The organism is Clostridium sp. LS3 (assembly GCF_055330225.1).
Genome location: NZ_CM143921.1, coordinates 3,217,159 through 3,237,927 on the forward strand (window position 1 = coordinate 3,217,159; position 20,769 = coordinate 3,237,927).

Below are 20,769 nucleotides of genomic sequence, written 5' to 3' on the forward strand. Positions count from 1 at the left end.
GTTATTTATTTTCAGATACCTAAAATTGCTAAAATCAATATACCTACTGCTTCTGATATAACTAATCCATAACCAGCACTATCTCCAGACATTCCACCTAATTCCTTTGTGCTTTTATTTACTGAAACTATAGCAGAAATTATCATACTTATTGAAACTATAACTCCATTAATACCTATAAGAAGTGTTAATGCTATACTTGATATAATTAACAAAATGTATATTATCACTATATCTATATTTCCTGTTCCCCTTTTAAAATATGATCCAAGAGAACTTTCCTTCATAGATTCCTTTTTCAAAAGCATAAGTCCCATAAGACTTCTTGAAATTATAGGTATAATAATTAAAGCAATAACATTTACTCCTTTTTCAACTAAAGTATATATTGATGCAAAATTAATTATAAAAAGTATTCCTAAAGAAATTACTGCAAAGGCACCTGTGTTTGGGTCTTTTAATATTCTTATTTTCTCTTTTTGATCCCTTCTTGATAAAAGAGCATCACATACATCCATATATCCATCTAAATGTAACATTCCAGTTATTATAAAAGGTGCTATCATTGTAAATGAACTAATTAATATAGTTGATAGTCCTAAAAGACTACTTATTTTATAGATACTAAACCATATTAAACCAACTAAAAACCCTACTAATGGATAAAGCTTCATCATATGCTTTACCCCTTCATCATCCCAATTTTTATATGGTACAGGTATTATGGTAAACATACTTATTGCCATTATAAAAGCATTTATATACTTTTTCATAATAAATTTCCTATATAATCCTTTCCCTTATGTACTATTTTATTATTAAATGAACACTCGATAACAACATCAGATATTTCTGCTATTTCTCTATTTAACTTTCCAAGTTCCCTTCTAAAGGCTTCTGTATATTTATCATATACTATGCTATCACTAAATAAATAATCTGTTACTATAACAACGTTAGATGTCTTGTTTGAAATCAATTTTACTTCATTTAAAATTTTTTCTTGAACTTCTAATACAAAATTATTATCTATAAACATTTCATTTGTTACTAGTGATGTTAAACTATCTATTAATAGAGTATCCTCTTTTTCTATATATTTTAATATATTTTCTATATTTTTATCTTGCTCTATAGTTTCAAATCCCCAGTCTTTTCTTTCAAGCAAATGATTTTCTATTCTCTTTAAATCTTCCTTATCAAAGGGTTTCATAGTTGCAACATAATATAGCTTGCCATTCATACTTTCTATTTTCTTAACTATATGTTGTCCTAGCATTGATTTACCACTTTTAGCACCACCTACTATTAAAACAATCATTTTTCAATTCCAACTCTTGCAGGAATTTTTTTATCTACAAATGGATGCTTTATAGGATTAATTTCTGAAACATAATCAGCTAGTTCAATTAAAGCCTTATCTGGATTTCTTCCTGTTAAAACAACTTCTAAATTCTCTGGTTTATTTTTTAAGAATTCAACTACTTTATCAAGTTCTAATATTCCATAAGTTAATGATGCCATTATTTCATCCATAATTAATAAATCATAGCCCTCTTCTACAGCCTTTTTACTAACCTTTTCAAATCTTTCTCTATGTTCCTTAATTACAAAATTCTTATCTTCTTCACTTAAATATTTAAAAAATCTCTTCATAGGTTCTCCAAATAATATATGAAAATTCTCACCTAATTTTTCTATAGATATTAACTCACCTGTATCATTATCCTTTAAAAATTGAGTAAGTAAAACCTTATACCCCCTACCAGCGGCTCTTATTCCTAGTCCCATAGCTGCTGTAGTTTTTCCTTTTCCATTTCCACAATATATATGAATAAGTCCTAATTTCATTTAAATTCTCCTATCTACAATATAATTTCTTTCTTCTTTAACTTTTTCTAAATAACATGGATCTATTTCTGCCTCACTAAAAGTTGCCATGTTGTTCATCATAGCACAAGCATACTGAACTATAGAAAAGGCTATTGGGCACCCGCTTCCCTCCCCTAATCTCATATCTAGATTCAGCATAGGCTCTAAATCCATATGTTTCATTGCAATATTATAACCTATTTCTTTTGAGCAATGGGATGGTATAAGATACTCTTTAACAAGTATATTTAATTTAATTGCAACCAAAGCTGCAACTGCTGATATAAATCCATCTATTACAACAGGAACTTTATAATATGCTCCTCCTAAAAATAATCCTACCATTGCCGCTAAATCAAATCCCCCTACTTTAGATACTATATCAATAGGATCATCAGTATTAGGACTATTTATTTCTATAGCTCTTTTAACAACCAATTTTTTCTTCTCAAAGGCTTCATCTGTTAAGCCACCACCTTTTCCTACAACCTCATCAATTTCGCATCCTATTAATGAAGCTAAAACAGAACTACTAGTTGTTGTGTTTCCAATTCCCATTTCCCCAACGCCAAGTATATGATATCTCTTTTCTTTAGCTTCTCTAGCCATATCAATCCCTATATAAATACACTCAATACACTCATCATAAGTCATTGCTGCTTCTTTTGCTATATTATTAGTTCCTTTACGAATTTTTCTATTAATAGCTCCTGGAATTTCACCTTCACAGTTAACCCCAATATCAACTACTAATAAATCAGTATTATTTTCCTTTGCAAGAACAGCTACCCCTGTTAGCCCTTTTGAAAAATTAATAGTTTGTGCTAATGTAACATATTGTGGAGCTGAAGCAACTCCCTCCTCAACTACACCATTATCAGATGAAAATATTACTATGCATTTTTTTTCTATTTTATTTTTTACTTTTCCTGTTATTCCAGATAGCTTAATTGAAATATCTTCAAGCTTTCCTAAACTTCCTAAGGGCTTTGCTAAAGAATCGACCCTAATCCTCGCTTTTTCCTTAGCTTTATAATCTATTTCTTTTATATGTTTTATAACATTATCTACTATTTCTTTATGATTCATGCCCCTTCCCCCTTACTTCTTTCTTTTTGTTATAATATATTAATTTTTATCTAAAAGTCAATAAAGCTTATTTTTATACATGCAAAAAATCCATAGATTAAGCATACTGATCTACGGATTTACCATTAATATCTTTGCAATTCAATTGTTACTTATTTTCTCAAATATTATTTCTGAAGAATTAGGCCAAATATTCTTTTTGCTTACAAGCTTTATTTTTATGTTCTTTACTAGAGCCCCATTTAAAAATATTTCAATAAAATTTTTATTATTCCCTGTATATGACCCAAATAATATTAATTTATCAATATCATTTTCTTCATCTACTATTTCATAAATTTCATAATAACTAACTTCTCTATTAAATGATGAGTATTTAATTTTATTAATTGAAATATAGTCATTGAATTTATATCTAAACTCTCTGGAAAAGCAATTTTTTACATTTTTTAAATATACTTCATTCTTCTCTAAGTCCGAATCACTGCAATAATCTTCATTATACTTACTAGCTATAGATAAAAGCTTATGTATTTTTTCCTTGGAAATTTTAAAGAATTCATTATAATTAAAAAAACCTTCATACAACACTGTAGTTGATAGAACTTCATCTATTTCAATACAACTCATACTAAGCCTCCTTTAATCTAAATTAAAAGCCCCTAAATTTACCTAAATTATAACAAAATACCCTATACTTATATTTTCATACTTTTTTCTACAATTTTAAAGTCCTATATTCTTCAAAAATAGTCATAAAAAAATAGGACTAAAGTCCTATTTCGGAAATATTTTTTTATTTTATGTAAATTAATTATACATTTAATTAAATTTGCTCAATTAATTCGTTAATTTCCTCCTTATTTATAATTCTCCATTCTCCTAACGCTAGACCTTGTATTCCTATATTAATAATTCTTATTCTTTCTAATTTAATAACATTATATCCTAAAGCTTTACTCATTCTTCGAATTTGTCTATTTAATCCCTGAGTTAAAATTATCCTAAATACATTACCATCTATTCTTTTTACTTTACAAGGTCTTGTCACTCCACCTAATATTTCTACCCCTAATGACATCTTTTCAATAAAATTATCATCAAAATCTTTATCTAAGGTTACAACATATTCCTTTTCGTGATAGCTATCTGAAGATAATATTTTATTTGCCGTTTCACCATCATTTGTCATTAAAATTAATCCTTGTGAATCCTTATCTAGCCTACCAACTGGGAATACATACTCGCTATAATTTAAATAACTTATTATATTATTATCTATTTCCTTTGATGCTGTACATATTATTCCTGGTGGCTTATTTAAAACTATATATATCTTCTCCTTAGGCTTTACTTTATTATCATCTAAAAATATATCATCACTTTCTTCAACCCATTGACCTTTTTCGCATATATTTCCATTCACTTTTATTCTATTATCTTCAATTAATCTATTTACTTCTTTTCTAGAACAATAACCATAATTACTAAGTAATTTATTTATTCTCACAGTGTAAATATCCTTCCCTTATATTCCAACAACTTCTTTAATAGCTTCTACTACTCCATTATCATTATTGCTTTTTGCAATAAATCTAGACACTTTTTTCAAATCATCATGTGCATTTTCCATAGCATAACTATAATAAGCACTTCCCATCATTTCTAAATCATTTAGGTAGTCACCAAATACCATAGTTTCTTTATGACTTATCCCTAACATATCTTGTATTTTATTTATAGCTACACCTTTATTAACACCTTTAGCAGTTATATCAAGCCAAATTTCACCTGATACTGTAACTTGTAGCTTGTCTCTATATTCATTATAGTAATTATTACTATTGAATTCAGAGCCTGAAAAATCACATATAGTTACTTTAAGTATATCATCCTCTACCTTAGTTAAATCATCAACTATTTCATATCTTTCATAATATTTTTTTGTTTCCTTTACAAACCTTTCATCAGCATTTTCTATATAAGCTGACTTTTTACCACAAACTATAACATATGAATTTTTTATCTTTCTACCTATTTCTATAAGATCGATTGCAACTTTCTTCTCTAGTGAATTAACTAATATTTCTTCCCCTTTATATACAACAAAGGTTCCATTTTCAGCTATAAACATCATTTTATCTTTTATATTTTCAAATCTTTTTAGTAAATTATAATATTGTCTTCCACTTGCGGCTGCAAATATTATATCTTTTTCAATAAGCTTATTAAAAATATCAAAAAATTCTTTGTTTATTTCGTTTTTTTCATTTAATAATGTTCCATCCATATCTGATGCTATAAATTTTATCATATGCTTTATCACTCCCAATTATTATTTAAAATATTATTTTTACATTATACTTATCTAAACTTTCTATTATATTATCATCTGGTTTCTTATCTGTAATTATATAATCAATTTCATCTAGTGTAGAAAATTTATATGATCCATCATTATAAAACTTCTCATTTATTGTAACTAAATATCTATTTTTACTTGCTTTTATAAGTGCTTCTTTTGTACTTACTTCAACTAAATTAAAGTTACTTACAAAATTATCATCTATATTGATTCCTCCAACTCCAATAAATGCTTTATCTATTTTAAATTTTTTGATCTCATCTACAGTAAAAGTTCCTATAGTTCCCCCTGTTTTCTTATTATAAATACCACCTAATTGTATCACTTCTACATTTGGTATTGAATCAAAAGCCATAGCAATTCTATTCATATTTGTTATTAATGTTATATTCTTTTTAAATGAATACATCATAGTTGCAACAGTATAATTTGTACTAGAAATATCCATAAATACTACATCATTTTCCTCTATCTCATCTATAACCAGCTTTGCAATTTTTTCTTTTTCTTTAATATTACTTATAATTCTTGAAGTTGTATTGTCATTATGAATTATTCTTCTTTCTAAAATCGCTCCACCATATGTTCTTTTAATATTACCATACCTCTCTAATTTACATAAATCTTTACGAATCATTCCTTCTGATACATTAAACTTTTCGCTTAAATCCTTAACTTTAACTTTTCCATCTTTCTTTAACAATTCTAATATATCCTCTAGTCTTTCTTCCATAAACAAATCGCTCACCCTCTCATAATTTCAAATAACTATATGTTATCATTTATTATTGTTTAGTATCATTTTATATCATTGACTGCTTTTTTTCAAGTTAAAAAGCTAGTATAAATTTTCTCAAATTCATACTAGCTTTCAAAAATTAACTTAAATTACCGTAGTTATCAAAGCTTTCTATTTTATTATCATTAATAATATTTTTCTTTGTAATAAAGAAAAGTGATATTATCATACCTATACTTCCAACTACAATAAAACCTATATTAGTACCAGTTGACATAAGATACTCAGATATAAATGCTGGCAATATTACTGCAATTGTATTATTTACCATATGCATTATTATAGCTGGTATCAATGATTTAGTTTTATAGGTCACAAATCCAAATATAATACCTAAAAACGCTGCATAAATACCTTGAATAAGATTTCCATGATAAATTCCAAATAATATTCCTTGTATTACTATTGTCCATTTTAAAGATATATTTTTACTTAATGTTTTATATACTACTCCCCTAAATAAAAATTCTTCAGCAAATGGAGCAACTATTCCTACAGTTAATATTGCTATAAATACACTTCCATCACTTAAAGGTGAAAGCATTTCCTCCATCTTTGCAAAATATGATGGTAAAAGTCCATTATTTTGAATTAAAGTTAATACTCCTGAATTAAAAAGCCATACAGATAGTCCTAATCCAGCTGCAATAATTATATTTGTGCTATTTGTTTTTCTTAAAAGAATTTCTTCTTTTAACTTTTTCTTTCTTATTTTATAAATTAGCATAAATACTAATACAGTTACTATAGAAGAAATTAATAGCATGGTACTTGTTAATCCTATTATTTGATTAATCATCACATCCATATTATCTAAATTACTTACTAATTCTGCTCCATCTTGTGTCAGACTTTTTACAACATAATATATTCCTATGACTATTCCCCCAATTACAAAAACAGCTATCTGAATAACAAAAGCCAAAAGTAAATATCCTACGGCAGCAAAAAAGCTTTTAAATTTTCCCTTCATTCTTTTCCCCCTTAAATAATAGCTTTATTTCTTATAAATATAATTATATACTAAAATTAACACTTTCACTATATTTACTTTTATTACAATATAAGGAAAATAAACTAAAAATATCATAACCTTTGGTTAAATACTCATAAAAAACTTTATTTTACCATACTTATATCTTTATTTTTTTTCTTCCTTGGTTTAAAATTAAAAGTAAAACTAAAGTGTTATTATATAGATATATACATAATTTTATTAATAATCACTAATAAATATAATAACTGATTTAAAAGTAAAAAATAGTATATAACTAATTATATAAACCTAATAAAAAGATAAATTTGTACAGGAGAGGTATGCATATGTCAAATGAAATTAATTCATCTAATTTTATAAGAAACATAATAATTGAAGATTTAGAAAGCAAGAAACATGATGAGATTATCACTCGTTTTCCACCTGAACCAAATGGCTATTTACATATAGGTCATGCTAAATCAATAGTTTTAAACTCAGGTCTTGCAAAAGAATTTAATGGAAAGTTTAACTTAAGATTTGATGACACTAATCCAACTAAGGAAGATACTGAGTATGTAGATTCAATTAAAGAGGATGTTAAATGGCTTGGTGGAAACTGGGATAATATTTACTTTGCTTCTAACTACTTTGATATTATGTACGATAAAGCAAAACTTTTAATAAAAAAAGGATTAGCTTATGTATGTGATTTAACACCTGAAGAAATAAGAGAACACAGAGGTACATTAACTCAGCCAGGTAAAGCAAGCCCTTATAGAAACAGAACTACTGAAGAAAGCCTTGATTTATTAGAAAGAATGAAAAAAGGTGAATTTAAAGATGGAGAAAAGGTATTAAGAGCTAAAATAGATATGGCTTCTCCTAATATAAATATGAGAGATCCTATTATATATAGAATAGCACATGCTACTCATCACAATACTGGTGATGAATGGTGTATATATCCTATGTATGATTTCGCTCATCCACTTGAAGATGCAATTGAAGGAATAACTCATTCTATTTGTACATTAGAATTTGAAGATCATAGACCACTTTATGATTGGTTCGTAAGAGAATGTGAAATGGAAAGCACCCCAAGACAAATAGAATTTGCAAGACTTAACATTACTAATACTGTTATGAGTAAAAGAAAACTTAAGCAATTAGTAGATGAAAAGATTGTTGATGGTTGGGATGACCCAAGAATGCCTACAGTATCAGGATTAAGAAGAAAAGGATATACTCCTGAAGCTATAAAAAACTTCTGTAGCGCTATTGGTGTTTCAAAAGCAAACTCAGTTGTAGATTCACAAATGCTTGAATACTTCATAAGAGAAGATCTTCAACTAAAAGCTAATGCTGCTATGGCTATTATGAGACCTTTAAAGGTTGTTATAACAAACTACCAAGAAGGTCAAACAGAAATGTTACCAATTCCAAACAACGCTAAAAATGAAGAAGCTGGTACTAGGGAAGTTCCATTCTCAAGAGAAATATATATAGAGCAAGATGATTTTATGGAAGTACCTGTAAAAAAATATTTTAGATTATTCCCTGGTAATGAAGTTAGATTAATCGGTGCTTACTTTATAAAATGTAATGATGTTATAAAAGATGAAAATGGCAATGTTATAGAATTACATTGTACTTATGATCCAGAAACTAAGAGTGGTTCAGGATTTACTGGTAGAAAGGTTAAAGGAACTATTCATTGGGTAGACGCTAACAGTGCTAAGCCTGCTGAATTTAGACTTTATGAGCCATTAATACTAGATGATGCTCCTGAAAATGAGGGTAAGCACTTCTTAGAACAAATAAATCCTAATTCATTAGAAGTATTAGAAGGCTTCATAGAAGCTACTACTGCTACAATAGCTAAAGCACAAGATAAATTCCAATTAGTAAGAAATGGTTTCTTTAATGTAGACCCTAAGTACACTACTGATGATAAATTAGTATTCAATAGAATCGTATCATTAAAAAGCTCATTTAAACTATAATTAATGAATTTTAAAATAAGATGATACTTAATTGAAACTAAATTAATATATTTTTGTAAAAAGGTTGCTCAAAAGCAACCTTTTTTAATTTATAATTTAAATCTCAATTTTTTATACTAATCAGTCAAATTTTCCTTGAAAAATTTATATATTGCCTATAAAATTATCTATAGGTTTTATTATTTTATTTAATGCTAAGTTATTTATATATAATTTAGCATTATTGATTATAAGTTTTACATAATTAGGAGGCTTACTTAAATGAATACTTTATTTACTATTTCGATGTTAACTATAGTTGGGGGATTAATTGGTTGGATAACTAACATTTTGGCTATTAAGCTTTTATTTAGACCTATTACCCCAGTTAAAATTCCAATTTTAAATATTGAAATCTTAGGACTAATTCCTAAAAGAAAAAATGAAATTGCTGCTAATATAGGCGAAATAATTTCTAATGAATTGCTCTCAATGGATGATATATTAAACCAAGCTCTTAAAAGTTCTGATGGGGAAGATTTTAATTCCTACATAACAGATAAAATAAAAAATATAATAAACGAGAAATTAAATATTATTCCTATGCCTTTTAGAATGATGGCTTCTCCTTATATTGATGAAATTTTAAATAAGGAAGTTCCAATTGCAATTAATGAAATTAGTGATGACTTATTATTAAATGCAAAAGAAAAGGTAGATATTCAAAAAATTGTTGAAGAAAAGATTAATGAATTAGATTTAGTGCAACTTGAAGATATAATAATTAAAGTTGCAAAAAAGGAATTGAAACATATTGAAATTTTAGGACTAGTATTAGGTGCTGCTATTGGTTTACTTCAAGGCTTTTTAGTTATTTTCCTTTAAAATTTCGAAATATATAACTTTACATAGTCTTACTAAAAAATTTAATAAAAATACTGTATTACAAAGTTATAGTAATACAGTATTTCTAGCTTAATGATATTTATATATTATTAGAAATTATTCATCTAAATTAATAGTTATTTTTTCATTTTCTAATATTTTATCTCCACTCCTCATCTTAGTGATAAAATACTCTTTATTCTTATCCAATGCTGGCAATGTTAGGGTGAAGTTGTAACCATCATCTATCCCATTAAATTTAGTTTCTAGAATTTCTATATCTCTTGTATCCTTATACCAATTTTCTTCTTGACCATTATTAGAGTTTTTATATTTTTCTACTTTGTCTTCATCCCAAATTGAAATCTCTATATTATCTAATCTGTATAGATATTTTTTAACTTTTACATCTAATACAGTTTTATCATCTTTGAAATCAATATTTTTTATAATATATTCTTCCCCTGTTTCTAATTTTATTAGTGTTTCATTATTTTTATTAATTTTCTCTACCATTAATTCTCTATTATAATTACTTTCATTTATAACAGGTATAATAGTTATTGATTTTGTTTCTTCTGGAATACCTTCATACCTCCAATAATAATTTCCTTTAACTCTTTCATCATTTACATTTCTTCCACTACCTGATCCCCCTATCATGCCTAAAGGAAATCCCTTATTATCCTGTATCAAGAACTTCAATGTATACTTTTCCCAAAAATTCTTCGAATTATTTTCATCATCTTTTACAAGCTGTATATCTGTATCTAAATAAATAATAGTATTTAGTTTTGATGTAATTAGCTCCTTAATCTTAAATATACTATCATCATGTTTTATTTCTTTATTTACTTCATATGTTTCTTTTCCCATATCCCTAGAATCTATAGAAAACTTAAATTTGAACTTTTCAGGATAATATCCAGCCCAATTTCCATATAAATCATTAACTATAAATTCTATTTTTGCCTTATCTGATAATTCATTTTCTGTAAGTGCATAAGATGCTAGTCCAACATAAGTATTTTCATCTATGAACTCACCGTCATTTTCTTCATTTTTATAATTTATATCTTTAAATCCACTTTTCATAATAGGGAATATTATAGGTTTATCATCAAATCCCTTTTCTGACTTTAGCTCATATGCTATGGCAAGTTCAACTCCATCATAGTAAATATTCTTAATCGTCATTGTAGTATCTTCGTACTTTTTTGTTATATTTATATCCTTAGATCCTTTTACATATTTATCACCGACACCTATAGCATCATTTATACTTTTAAAAGTTGGTCCTATAAGTGGTAAACTTTCTGCATATGCAGGCATAAATACATTAAAGGCTAACATACAAATTATAACTCCAGATACTAATCCAGATACTTTTCTAAATTTACTTTTTCTTTTTGCTTTTCTATCTGGTAAATTTTCTAAAGTTTTTAATATATTACTTTTAAGTGTATCTGGCATATCTATTTTAATGCCCCTTATTTTATCTTTAATAACTTTATTAAATTTATCTTTATTAAATTTATCTTTATCATACTTATTCATGATTATCACCCTCACTCATAATATTATAAATCTTTTCTCTCCCTCTATTTAATCTCGACTTTACAGTTCCCTTAGGTATTTTTAAAGTATTACTTATTTCCTCTATGGACATATCATTGAAATAAAATAGCCACATAGTTATCTTTAAATCAGAATTTAATGAATTTATTGCTTTAATTAAATCTAAATTTTTATATTTATCCTCATAAATTTCATTATTGATTTGTGAATCTTCAATATAAGTAATCTTTTTATTTTTTCTTATTATGTTGTTACATTCATTTATTAAAATTCTTGTTATCCACGTTTTAAAAAATTCTTCATTTTTTAAATATAAAATTTTCTCATAAGCTTTTAATATAGTGCTTTGAATAGCATCTTCTATATCATATTCACTATTTAAAATCCCTCTAGCTACAATATATAAAGAGTTTAAGTTTTCTTTAATTAGACTATTAAACGCCTCTTTCTCTCCCTCTATAGCCAATCTAACATTATTTTTCTTAAGCTTTTCATCTTTAAATTTATTAAATACTCCTATAGGAATGATATTAGATATCCCCATTCCATTTCTCCTTCCCCATCTTACATAGCTATGTTAATTTCCCTTCACTTAATTAGACGTATATGTCACTTTAAAGGTTCAATTAAATTTTATAATAATTATTGTAAAAAAGAGTTGCTTACGCAACTCTTTTTATTTATTTTCTTATATTGTTAATTTAAATAATAATTCATCTTCTATAATTCTTCCTGTGTCTTTAAACCCAAGACTTTCATAAAGATTTTGAGCAATATTATTCTTTGAATCAAAGGAAATATATATATCTTTGCAATCCTTAAGCTTCTTCATTTCATCAATTATTTTACCTAATGAAATTTTTCCATATCCCTTGCCCTGATATTTATGATCTATCATAAACCTGCATATTTCATAAAAATCATACTCATAACAATATCCATACATGGTGAACCCAATCATTAAATCTTCATTATATATTGCTTTTACAGTCCAACCTTTTTGTATTTTAGACTGTGCAATAGAAAAAGCATTGGAAGCAACAAATTCTTCAAAAACATAATTTTTCCCATCTTTATTAGTGGTTAAGAGTGTGCATTGTAATAAATTATCTTCATCAATATCTTTTAAATATATACTCATTTTATCTCTTACCCTTCATCATATTTTTTATTCTTTGCTTCTCTTGTTGCTTAGACTTTGATAAATTGTATTCTTCTTCTCTTTTAAGCTTTCTATATCGCTCTAATCTATCTGGATCTAGAGCTCCATTTGCAATTGCTTCTCTTACTGCACACTTAGGTTCATTTCTATGAGTGCAATCTGAGAATTTGCATTGCCTTTCTAGCTCTTCAATGTTACTAAAGGATTTATCTACGTCGGCAGACATTAATCCAAGCTCTCTCATTCCAGGAGTATCTATTATTACTCCTCCATCCTTTAATAAAAATAATTCTCTATGAGTAGTTGTATGTCTTCCTTTATCATTTTCATCTACTGAATTAGTTTTTAATAAATCTTTCTCTAGAAGATTATTAATTAAAGTAGATTTTCCTACTCCTGATGAACCTATAAAAGCTATTGTTATTCCTTTTTTAATATATTCTTTAACTTTTTCATATCCATTTCCATTTAAACTTGAAGTTACTAATATTTCTATACCTACAGCGACTTCCTCAACTTCTCTAAGTCTTTCATCTATATCTTCGCATAAATCTGACTTAGTCAATATTATAACTGGTATTGCCATACTATCCCATGCTACAGCTATATATCTTTCAAGCCTGTTGATATTAAAATCATTATTTAAGGCCATGCAAATAAATATATAATCAATATTTGCTGCAACAACTTGAGTATCAAACCTACTTCCAGCAATCTTTCTTGAAAAATAACTTTTTCTAGATAAAGCTTTATGAATTATAGCATCTCCATTTTTATTATCTGATCTATCTAATAATACCCAATCTCCTACTACAGGATAATCTAAGATACTATTTGAAGAATATGATAATTTACCAGATACCCTTGCAAATACTTCTCCTTCTTCTGTAAAGACTTTATAAATATCTTTGTATTGTACTGAAATTCTTCCTATATACAAGTTTTCATTATAAATACTTGCTTCCTTAATGTATCCTTCATTTAATCCTAATTCTAGTAAGTTTTTATTATTCATTTTTCCTCCCGAAATATAACTTATTGGGAAGGATATTTAATTTATTGCTATACTGTAGTCACCTTCCCATTAACAACAATATAATTTTTATTACTTCTTACTAAACTCATCATAAAACATCACATCCTTTCAGATAATTAATGGTTAATTTTGTTAAACCACTATAATTATAGTATTACAAAAATAGATTGTTGTATACAAAAAAGCTGAGTTTCCTCAGCTTTTTATTAGTCTCTCTTTATTTGCCAGTAACATCTTTTTGGAGAATAAATTTTTTCTTCCTTTTTAAGTTTATCCATAACTTTTGAAACTTCTTTTTTGTCTATTCCTGTTTTCTCTGCAACTGCAGTCGCATTCATTGCTTCATCATTTTTTTCAAAACATTCAAGTACTACATTATAATTATCCATAAGTTCATCTCCTTTTAATTTTGTTACTATAATTTTACATAATAATATATATCAATTTCAATAATTATTTTTAATTTTTCTATATTATTAAGTAATATTCCTTCTTATATTACTTAAAGCAAACTAGTTAATTCCTTGATTTTAATAATTGCTTATATAGTTTCATGGTATTGCTACTTAATATTACACCTATAGGTTATATCACTTTTGAATTGCTTATTAAATAGATTTCTGCAGCATCAATTCATATTCTAATTGATATAAATATAATAAATAAATTACATCTCAATAATATGCAAAAAGGAGAATTCATTAAGAATTCTCCTTTTCTCATTGTAGGTATCAAAATTTATTTTAATACACTGCCCTAGTTTTTGTATTATAGATTTATAAATGCTTCAAATCTAGCTCTTACTTTGTCTTCACCTAATATTTGCATAATAGTATAAAGATCAGGAGTATTACTTCTATGAGATAGAGCAGCTCTTACAGCTCCAGCCACATCAGAAATCATTCCCTTAAAGGCATCTGGATTTGCTTTATATTCTTTTCTATTAGCACAATATCCAAGCTCTGCTCCAATAACCTTTAAATCTTCAAACCAATTTTCTTGACTTCCTGCATTAAAGTTAAATTTATCTTTATATACTTTTATTACTTCTTTTGCATTTTCTAAGCTTAAAGTCTTTGGAAGTTCAACATTTTCTGATGTTTCTTTATTAAATAATTCATCAAAGAAATAATCAACCTTCCCTCTTACTTCATCCCACTTTGCAAAGTCTTTTCTTGGCTTTGGACCTTCTTTATCTATATTGAAGATTTCTTTTGACATCTTTTCATTTGATGTTACTAAATCATACATTTCTTTATCGTACTCTTTAGCCCAAGCTGTATAATAATCGTAAACTACATCAGCTTTCATTTTACAGATAACTTCTTTGCTTACATCATTTAATTTAACTATATCAAATAAAGCTCCTGATTTACTCATCTTATCTAAAGCAACTTGGAATTCATGATAATCTAAGCTTGGATTTTCAGCTCTCCAATCTTCAAATGTCGAATTTATTATGTTTAATAAATATTCAATTACTGATACCATTGGATATCCAACTTCTTTGTAATATGAAACTGCTGCTTCCGCATCTTTTCTCTTTGATAATTTTCTCTTTGATCCATTATCATTTTTCATTATTGTTGGTATATGTGCATAATTAGGTCTATCTAATCCTAATACATCAAATAATTGAACATGTATAGGTAAAGATGATAGCCATTCTTCTCCTCTAATAACATGAGTAGTTCTCATTAAAGCATCATCTACAGCATGTGCAAAATGATATGTAGGAAGTCCATCTCCCTTTATTATAACTATATCTTGATTATTTTCTGGGAAGCTTATATCTCCCTTTATCAAGTCATGGAACTCTACTCTGTTTTCGATATTTCCAGGTGACTTAAATCTAATTATATAACTTTCACCATTTTTAATTTTTTCTATATATTCTTCTGGACTTAAGTTTCTATCTTTAGCAAATTCTCCATAGTATCCTGGAGTTATTTTAGCTGCAATTTGTTTTTCTCTAAGTTCTGCTAATTCTTCTGGTGCATCGAAAGAAGGATATGCTAAACCTTTTTTAATTAAATCTTTTGCAAAAGCTTTATAGATTTCAGCTCTTTCACTTTGTCTATATGGACCATATTCTCCTTTAGATGTATTATCTCCAGTCATTCCTTCATTAAAATCCATTCCAAAGTTATGCATTGTTTGAATTGTATCTAATATTGCACCTTCTACTTCTCTTTTTTGATCAGTATCTTCTATTCTTAAATAAAAAACACCTTCTGTTTGACTTGCTAATCTTTCATTAATTAATGCTGCGAAAACTCCTCCAATATGTTGGAAACCTGTTGGTGATGGTGCATATCTTGAAACAACAGCACCTTCTTTTAAATTTCTTTTTGGATATTGTGAAGTATAATCTTCTATTGTCTTATCAACATTTGGAAATATTAATTCTGCTAATTTTTCAAAACTCATATTTATCTTCCTTCCGTAGTTTAAAATTTTATATAAATAAAAAAGTCTTCCATCCTAAAAACCTTAGGACGAAAGACAAAATTCCGCGTTACCACCTAAATTGATTAATTAAAAATTAATCCACTCATTCTCTGTAAGGGGAGAATCCCATAAACCTACTTGCAAATATATGCTTTTTCAGTTTATAGCTCAAGAGCTTCTTTCTATAGATTTAACTTCTAGGATTACACCATCCCTAGATCTCTTTAAATTAAATTTCTATATACTCTTCTCTTTCAATGCCATTTATTAATTTGTTACCAGTAACATTATAACTTTACATTTCCCCTTTGTAAATATTTTATACTTTATTCTTTGCTATTTTCTTCTTTCTTATCCTTTTTATCTTTGTTTATCTCACTAACCTCTTTATTAACTTTTCCTACTTCATTTAAAATCCTATTTTCTATACCTCTTATTCCTTTAGTTAATTTACCATATTGCTTATCAACAAAAGAATTTTCATCTCCTGTAAGCTTTAAGTACCCTCTTTCTACTTCTAGTGCTGCTTTAGTTTTACCAAAATCATTTGCATTTCTTAATTTATGTTTAGCTGCTATTAACTTCTTTAGGCTGTCTTCAATTATTATTCCATCAATATTTTCATTAAAGTTCATTTTGTTTTTAGAATTAATAATTTCATCCTTTTTACTTTTTTCTTCTAGCTTATGTTGTTTCTCTAAGGCCTCTTTTTCTTTTTCTATTAATCTCATTTGTTGTATTTCTGCTTCTATTTCAGCAATTTTTTTATTTAGTTCTTCAAGCTTCATTCTTTTTTCTTTAGGGTCCATTTCAGTTTCTTGAAGCTCTCTTTTTTGTTCTTTAAAATCTTCTTTTAGTCTCTGTAAGTTTTTTATTATTTGATTTGAGGATTTTTCTATAGTGATACTTTTTCCATCCTCTAATTTTTCTTTCTTTTGATTTTCTGAAGCTTCTTTAAGCTTATTATATATTGGATTGTTCCAATTATTTAGTCTTTGAATTTGCATAAAATCTCCCCCTTAGCTTTAATTATACTATCGTTTCAATTTGGAAGTTCTTTACCATTTCATATAGTTAATAATCTTATAAATAACTTTCTAAGACTCATATTCAGATTTAAAGCTTACTACATTGAATATAAAGCAATTAATTTGGGTTATAATCATAGTATACAGAGAAATATATTAATAAAATTCTTATTTATAATATATTAAAATAACACTTGGAGAATTTAATTATGAAAAAATTTTTATTAGTTCTAATGTTTATAATCTTATCAATTTTATCAGGATTTTTAATAAATAAATTCTTAAATAATAATTATAATATAATAAATGAAGATTCTAACAATGAGTCAAATCCTTATTCTATACCTGAAAAAAATCCATTATCAAATAGAGAAAAAGCTTCTAATTTACTTAAAACAATGTCCTTAGAAGAGAAAGTTGGACAAATGTTTTTCGTTAGATGTAGAAAAGATAGTGCATTAGAAGATTTAAAAAAATATTATATTGGTGGATATATTTTATTTGATGCTAACATAAATAACGAAACAAAAGAATCTTTAACTAATACTATAAAAGAATATCAAAATTCATCTAAAATAAAGCTACTTATTGGAATAGACGAGGAAGGTGGAATAGTTAATAGATTAAGCAGATACTCTGAGTTTAGAGCTATTCCCTTCTATTCTCCTCAGGATTTATATAATGAAGGAGGATACCCTTTAATAATTAGTGACACAAAAGAAAAAGCCACTTTACTAAAAAGTTTAGGAATCAACGTTAATCTAGCTCCTGTTTGTGATGTATCTATAAATCCAGATGATTATATTTATCCAAGAACCTTTGGTAAAAATGCATTAGAAACATCTCAATATACAAAAACAGTAGTTAGTACTATGAAAGAAAATAAAATAGGTTCTACTTTAAAGCATTTTCCTGGTTACGGTAATAATATAGATACTCATACAGGTATATCTATTGACGAAAGAAGCTATGATACATTCAAAAATTCTGATTTTCTACCATTTGAAGCAGGCATAGAAGCAGGATCTGAAAGTATATTAGTTTCTCATAATATAGTAAAATCTATGGATGAAAATCTTCCAGCATCTCTTTCACCTAATGTTCATAAAATTATTAGAAATGAATTGAATTATGATGGAATTATTATGACTGATGATTTACAAATGGATGCTATAAAGGAGTATATAGGAGATTCTACTTCGGCAGTACTTGCAATAACTGCTGGCAATGATTTAATAATTGCATCAGATTTTCATATTCAAATTCCCTCTGTATTAGAAGCTTTAAAAAATGGAGTAATTACAGAAGATCGTATAAATGAATCTGTATTAAGAATTCTTAATTGGAAATTTGATTTAGGAATACTTTAAACAAAATAAAGGAGTTCTATAAAAATAATAGAAAGATTATTTTTATAGAACTCCTTTTTATAATTTACTTATTTTATTCTTCTTTATTTTCCTTTACTGTTAAAATAGTTGTATTCATACCACTTTAATTTTTTATCAATCCTTCTATTCTTCCAATATTTATAATCTTTATCTTCTATCGTTCCTTGCTTATATCCTTCTGTTATAGAATCATATGCATCTTGTGATAATGTAATAAGATACCATACGTCTATTTCATTATTTGAATTCATAATTTCCATATTCTTTTTTGCTATATAATTATCTATATTAAAATAATTTAAACATAAATACATAGATAACCCAACAATAGATATTGGTTTAAACAAACTTTTTTTGCTCCATATAAATATCATTAATATTATTAACACTAGACATAAAAACACTGTAAAAACTTGCACTAAAATTCTTAATCTAGTGTAACCAAATGCTTCTATATATAAATTCATTTTGTATATAGCTGAAGCTCCCATGTTTATAGTTAACAATGTTATTATGCTATATAAAGAATTTAAAGATTTTTTCATAATACTACTGTTAGTAGATGTTTTAAAAATCATTAATGTTATTATAGCTAAATTTATTATTACTAAAGTACCTAATTGAAAGAAACCTTTTCTTGCATAATTTGCAAAGTCAAATCCATTTGGCAACTCCTTATTTAAATATAAATAAGAAATTTGTATTTTAGTAAATATTAAATATAAAGCAATTATGCATATCAAGACTGTTATTACAGTAACTGAATTAAAAGGCTTATTTGTAGTATTGTTATCTATTTCCTTTATTTTAGTAGAATTTAAACTATAATATAAACCAAAGATTAAAAACATTACTATTAGTGCTACGATAATTTTATATATTAATTCATAAAAATTCTGTATATTTATATATGTCCATATATTTTTTAAATAATAATTAAAAATTTCATCTGCTCCAGCTAGTAAGCTTCCCAATACTATAATTAAAGGTACTGATATTAATATACCTGTTAATATTGATTTAATATTATTATTTTCTTTTTTCGAAGTATCTTTCTTCAAGGAAGCTTTAACCACTTTAGGAAGTTTAAATGAATTCTCTACAGATTGCCCTACTATTATTTCAAGAAAAACAGTTCCAAAACTTAATAGCTTAAAGGGAATATTGTTATAACTTAATAATAGAAATCCTGAAAATAATGATATTGGAACTACAAATAAATTTAATGTTCTAAATAAATCATTTGTAAAAATTGCGTAACTACAAGACAGAAGAAAGCTTGATAATATGAAAAAATATCCTAATAAATTTCTATTTTTTGCTCCAACTGTAACAAAGAAAATTGCTATCATCAAAATATTTAAAATTACTAAAGAAATACCTAAATATCCAAAAATAAATTTAGAAAATAATATTCCAAACAATAAAGAAAGTGCTATAAGCATTAATGCCTTTTTTGTATCCATATTCTCTTTTTCAATATTTAGTATGGAATTTTTTATCTTGTAATTTTTTTTCATGTTAATAGAATCTTTTAATGCTTCTACTGCAATAGAAGTATAATTATTTAGATTACACTGTAATACTATATATTTTAAAAATTCATTTTCAATTTTGTTGATATTATTTGCCCATCTACATTCTTCAAAAGTTAAATTTTCATCTACTAAATTCACATCTAAATTAGTAGCATCCATAAATATTAAACTAATATTATACTCATCTACATTAATTTTTTTGTTATAATTAATAATTTGTGCATCTTCTACTTCAATAGTTCCTTTTTTCCACCTATTTACGCACTCTTCTGGAGTTTCTTCTCCTTTCATTATTATAACTGGTAATCTATTTTTTGACCTTTTTAATAAAAGAATCTTTTCATCCTTCATTAAAACTAAACAAACAGCATTGACCATCTATGCTCCTCCTTTTTATTCATCTATATATTCTAAGATATCTCCTGGCTGACAATTAAGTTCCTTGCAAATAGCTTCTAAAGTTGAAAACCTAATTGCTTTAGCTTTATTGTTTTTTAATATAGAAAGATTTGCATTTGTTATTCCAACCTTTTCAGCTAATTCATTTAAGGATATTTTTCTCTTTGCCATCATAACATCTAAGTTCACAATTATAGCCATACTCTTCTCCTTCA

21 protein-coding genes and 1 other annotated feature are annotated in these 20,769 nt (G+C 26.4%); of the genes, 3 read left to right on the top strand and 18 right to left on the bottom strand.

Annotation, left to right across the window (positions count from 1 at the left end; genetic code table 11):
• Positions 1-11 precede the first annotated feature (11 nt).
• The 9 genes from ACZJV1_RS15150 to ACZJV1_RS15190 form a co-directional block, all read right to left on the bottom strand.
• The gene (locus ACZJV1_RS15150) at positions 12-773 is read right to left on the bottom strand and encodes an adenosylcobinamide-GDP ribazoletransferase (RefSeq protein WP_463650670.1); all 762 of its coding nucleotides are present in this window, start codon (positions 771-773) and stop codon (positions 12-14) included.
• Complete coding sequence (locus ACZJV1_RS15155; RefSeq protein WP_463650671.1) at positions 770-1,321, bottom strand: bifunctional adenosylcobinamide kinase/adenosylcobinamide-phosphate guanylyltransferase; 552 nt, start codon at positions 1,319-1,321, stop codon at positions 770-772. The genes ACZJV1_RS15150 and ACZJV1_RS15155 overlap by 4 nt, the downstream gene beginning before the upstream one ends.
• Entirely contained in the window at positions 1,318-1,851 is a 534-nt protein-coding gene (locus ACZJV1_RS15160; RefSeq protein ID WP_463650672.1) for a cob(I)yrinic acid a,c-diamide adenosyltransferase, read from the bottom strand. The genes ACZJV1_RS15155 and ACZJV1_RS15160 overlap by 4 nt, the downstream gene beginning before the upstream one ends.
• Positions 1,852-2,961, bottom strand: a complete 1,110-nt coding sequence (gene cobT / locus ACZJV1_RS15165) for a nicotinate-nucleotide--dimethylbenzimidazole phosphoribosyltransferase (protein WP_463650673.1) — start codon at positions 2,959-2,961, stop codon at positions 1,852-1,854.
• A gap of 141 nt (positions 2,962-3,102) precedes the next feature.
• Positions 3,103-3,591: a hypothetical protein gene (locus ACZJV1_RS15170; protein WP_411168713.1), complete on the bottom strand. Its 489-nt coding sequence runs from the start codon at positions 3,589-3,591 to the stop codon at positions 3,103-3,105.
• A 196-nt stretch (positions 3,592-3,787) separates the two neighbouring features.
• The gene (locus ACZJV1_RS15175) at positions 3,788-4,471 is read right to left on the bottom strand and encodes a pseudouridine synthase (RefSeq protein ID WP_463650674.1); all 684 of its coding nucleotides are present in this window, start codon (positions 4,469-4,471) and stop codon (positions 3,788-3,790) included.
• 18 nt (positions 4,472-4,489) lie between these two features.
• Positions 4,490-5,275 carry an HAD family hydrolase gene (locus tag ACZJV1_RS15180; RefSeq protein WP_463650675.1) on the bottom strand — a complete coding sequence of 262 codons (786 nt, stop codon included), beginning with the start codon at positions 5,273-5,275 and terminating at the stop codon, positions 4,490-4,492.
• Between the two features lie 25 nt (positions 5,276-5,300).
• Positions 5,301-6,059 (bottom strand): DeoR/GlpR family DNA-binding transcription regulator, encoded by a 759-nt coding sequence (locus ACZJV1_RS15185; protein ID WP_463650676.1) that lies wholly within the window; start codon positions 6,057-6,059, stop codon positions 5,301-5,303.
• Positions 6,060-6,204: 145 nt separating this feature from the next.
• Positions 6,205-7,098 (bottom strand): lysostaphin resistance A-like protein, encoded by an 894-nt coding sequence (locus ACZJV1_RS15190; protein ID WP_463650677.1) that lies wholly within the window; start codon positions 7,096-7,098, stop codon positions 6,205-6,207.
• 350 nt (positions 7,099-7,448) lie between these two features.
• On the opposite strand from ACZJV1_RS15190, the gene ACZJV1_RS15195 reads away from it, so the two are divergent.
• Both ACZJV1_RS15195 and ACZJV1_RS15200 read left to right on the top strand, forming a co-directional pair.
• Positions 7,449-9,107: a glutamine--tRNA ligase/YqeY domain fusion protein gene (locus tag ACZJV1_RS15195; protein WP_411168718.1), complete on the top strand. Its 1,659-nt coding sequence runs from the start codon at positions 7,449-7,451 to the stop codon at positions 9,105-9,107.
• Positions 9,108-9,368: 261 nt separating this feature from the next.
• On the top strand, positions 9,369-9,971 hold the full coding sequence (locus ACZJV1_RS15200) for a DUF445 domain-containing protein (protein ID WP_463650678.1): 603 nt from the start codon (positions 9,369-9,371) through the stop codon (positions 9,969-9,971).
• Between the two features lie 117 nt (positions 9,972-10,088).
• On the opposite strand, the gene ACZJV1_RS15205 is transcribed toward ACZJV1_RS15200, so the two are convergent.
• From ACZJV1_RS15205 to ACZJV1_RS15235, 7 genes are all read right to left on the bottom strand, one after another.
• Complete coding sequence (locus tag ACZJV1_RS15205) at positions 10,089-11,528, bottom strand: DUF4179 domain-containing protein (protein ID WP_463650679.1); 1,440 nt, start codon at positions 11,526-11,528, stop codon at positions 10,089-10,091.
• Positions 11,521-12,093, bottom strand: coding sequence for a sigma-70 family RNA polymerase sigma factor (locus ACZJV1_RS15210; protein WP_463650680.1), 573 nt, complete (start codon positions 12,091-12,093; stop codon positions 11,521-11,523). Before ACZJV1_RS15210 ends, ACZJV1_RS15205 begins: the two co-directional genes overlap by 8 nt.
• A 144-nt stretch (positions 12,094-12,237) precedes the next feature.
• Entirely contained in the window at positions 12,238-12,690 is a 453-nt protein-coding gene (locus tag ACZJV1_RS15215) for a GNAT family N-acetyltransferase (protein ID WP_463650681.1), read from the bottom strand.
• Between the two features lies 1 nt (position 12,691).
• Positions 12,692-13,726, bottom strand: a complete 1,035-nt coding sequence (gene rsgA / locus ACZJV1_RS15220) for a ribosome small subunit-dependent GTPase A (protein ID WP_463650682.1) — start codon at positions 13,724-13,726, stop codon at positions 12,692-12,694.
• A gap of 227 nt (positions 13,727-13,953) precedes the next feature.
• Positions 13,954-14,136, bottom strand: coding sequence for a MarR family transcriptional regulator (locus tag ACZJV1_RS15225; protein WP_460286757.1), 183 nt, complete (start codon positions 14,134-14,136; stop codon positions 13,954-13,956).
• A gap of 379 nt (positions 14,137-14,515) precedes the next feature.
• Positions 14,516-16,177 carry a glutamate--tRNA ligase gene (gene gltX / locus ACZJV1_RS15230; RefSeq protein ID WP_463650683.1) on the bottom strand — a complete coding sequence of 554 codons (1,662 nt, stop codon included), beginning with the start codon at positions 16,175-16,177 and terminating at the stop codon, positions 14,516-14,518.
• Between the two features lie 61 nt (positions 16,178-16,238).
• Positions 16,239-16,465: a binding site (T-box leader), on the bottom strand.
• A gap of 59 nt (positions 16,466-16,524) precedes the next feature.
• Positions 16,525-17,205, bottom strand: a complete 681-nt coding sequence (locus tag ACZJV1_RS15235) for a hypothetical protein (RefSeq protein WP_463650684.1) — start codon at positions 17,203-17,205, stop codon at positions 16,525-16,527.
• A gap of 230 nt (positions 17,206-17,435) precedes the next feature.
• Between ACZJV1_RS15235 and ACZJV1_RS15240 the strand changes: the two genes are divergently transcribed.
• Positions 17,436-18,596 (top strand): glycoside hydrolase family 3 protein, encoded by a 1,161-nt coding sequence (locus tag ACZJV1_RS15240; protein ID WP_463650685.1) that lies wholly within the window; start codon positions 17,436-17,438, stop codon positions 18,594-18,596.
• 83 nt (positions 18,597-18,679) lie between these two features.
• Here the strand turns inward: ACZJV1_RS15240 and ACZJV1_RS15245 are convergent, their stop codons facing one another.
• Together ACZJV1_RS15245 and ACZJV1_RS15250 are read right to left on the bottom strand one after the other, a co-directional pair.
• Positions 18,680-20,533 (bottom strand): DUF4153 domain-containing protein, encoded by a 1,854-nt coding sequence (locus ACZJV1_RS15245; RefSeq protein ID WP_463650686.1) that lies wholly within the window; start codon positions 20,531-20,533, stop codon positions 18,680-18,682.
• A 15-nt stretch (positions 20,534-20,548) separates the two neighbouring features.
• Positions 20,549-20,755: a helix-turn-helix domain-containing protein gene (locus tag ACZJV1_RS15250; protein ID WP_411170722.1), complete on the bottom strand. Its 207-nt coding sequence runs from the start codon at positions 20,753-20,755 to the stop codon at positions 20,549-20,551.
• Between the last annotated feature and the right edge of the window lie 14 nt (positions 20,756-20,769).